The sequence below is a fragment of the Psittacicella gerlachiana genome (assembly GCF_003585965.1).
Lineage (GTDB): Bacteria > Pseudomonadota > Gammaproteobacteria > Enterobacterales > Psittacicellaceae > Psittacicella > Psittacicella gerlachiana.
The window spans coordinates 1-2,063 of the sequence record NZ_NRJF01000056.1 but is presented as its reverse complement, the minus strand read 5'-3'; the positions used below and the strand labels follow the sequence as shown (position 1 = coordinate 2,063).

Below are 2,063 nucleotides of genomic sequence, written 5' to 3'. Positions count from 1 at the left end.
ATAAAAATATAGACTATTTACTTTATCGCCCCAAAAAATCTAAATAATAGATTTTAGGTTTTAATACAAGAATATGAATAATTTTGAATTTTTTAACCCTACTCGAGTTCTCTTCGGTCAGGAACAACTAAAGCAATTAGGTAGGTTAATCCCTGAAAAAGCTACCGTAATGCTAGTTTATGGACAAGGAAGTGTTAAACATTTAGGAATCCTCGATCAGGTTATTGAGCAACTTAACCACCATAAAATCAAAACAATAGAATTTGGTGGAATTAAGACCAATCCTGATGTAAGCCAATTAGTTGAGGCTATTTATGTTGCTCGTAAAAATCATGTAAATTACCTTCTTGCCATTGGTGGAGGTTCGGTAATAGATGCAACTAAATTTATTTCAGGGCATATAAATATCGATCAATTTGATATTTTATTATTTGATGTATATAAAGACTATTTTGAAGTTGCCGAACAAGAAATTATTTTTGCCCCTCAAAATAAAGAATTTAAAAATACACCCACTCCTTTTGGAGTTATTTTAACTTGTCCTGGTACAGGTTCAGAAATGAACAAGTGGGCGGTAATCTCTGATCAATATCGTAACTTAAAAGTGGATATGGGCTGTGAAAGCTTCTTTCCTCAATTTACAATTATTGATCCCAGTTTTACCTTAAGTCTATCCAAGCATCAAATCCAAAATGGAGTAGTAGATGCAATTATGCATGTTTTTGAACAATACCTCCTTGATTATGAAGCTTGTAAAGACAATGAACTTTCTTGTTATTTCGCAGAAAGTATTCTCCGAATTCTATGGCACTATGGACCTTTAACCGTAAATAATCCTCAAGATTATAAAGCAAGAGCTAACTTTTGTTGGGCTGCTACTAATGCCCTTAATGGCTATATCGGTGTAGGATTACAAGATGAAGATTGGTCAACTCATCAACTTGGGCATATGCTTACCGCTTTTTATGGTATCGAACATGCACCTAGCTTAGCTGCTACTTTTATTTCTAGTCTCCGTGAAAGATTTATTTATAAAAAAATACGTCTCGCAAGATTTGCAAGAGAAGTCTTAAAATGTCGTTTAACTAATACTGAAAAAGCGGCTCACTATGCAATTGAACAAATTGCTAACTTCTTTACTAACATGCAAATCCCAATTAGCCTTAAAGACTATGGTTTAGAGGAAGATAAACAGATTATAGAAAGAATTTACCAGAGCATGGAAGAACAAAACCATAAAGGATTTGGTGAATTTCAAAAAGTTAAAAGAATTACGATTACTAATATTATTAAGAAGCAACCCTTAACTATTTCAACTCCGCATAGTTTGGTAATAAAAAGCAAATTACGTGTAAGTTTTAAAATTGTAAAATTTAAAGAATTTTATAAAGAAAATAAGAAAGATAAAGAGGTTAATGCTACTAAGAACAAACCTAAAAAGACTCTTAAACCTAAACTTAAGCCTAAAGCTAAATCTAGGATACATATAAAACCTATAGCTAAAGATATTATCTTTCTTAAAGAGCGAGCAGTGCAACAAGTTCAGAAAAAGAGTAAACAAACTATTGTCCTTACTGAAGAAGCTACCCCTTCCTTTTCTCCTGTAAATAGCACGGAAAAACTAAAAGCTAAAACGATTCTAAGCAAAAAAGTTAGCTCCAAAAGTAAAACGAAACATACTAGTAAACTCAAATAGGTTCAGATCTCTTCTGAACCTATTTGAGTTTCTCTGTCTTTATTGTTTTACTTTCACTACTTTTATTTTTTACTTTCTCTTCCTTTATTTTTTATCCCCCTCATCTTAAAATGATATGCCCTTGGCATAACTCCTAAAAAGTAATCTCAAACTCAACCTTAAGATAATTTTAGTCCTAAAGTTCAACTTTAAAATATTAACCCTAAAAACTTTAAGGTTATACTCCACTCCCACTCTTCTTTTTCTCGCAATTTTTTAACGTATAGACATTTTTATAAACAAAATATTTAGAATTGTTTAAAATACTTTTACTATTTACAAAATAAAAGTATAATAACTCTATTAAATATAAAAAACACATCTATAT

Annotated in this window: 1 protein-coding gene; it reads left to right on the top strand. The window is 30.9% G+C overall.

Annotated features, from left to right (window positions below; genetic code table 11):
* The first annotated feature begins 73 nt into the window (after nucleotides 1-73).
* Nucleotides 74-1,696, top strand: a complete 1,623-nt coding sequence (locus tag CKF59_RS02290) for an iron-containing alcohol dehydrogenase (protein ID WP_119534368.1) — start codon at nucleotides 74-76, stop codon at nucleotides 1,694-1,696.
* Nucleotides 1,697-2,063 lie beyond the last annotated feature (367 nt).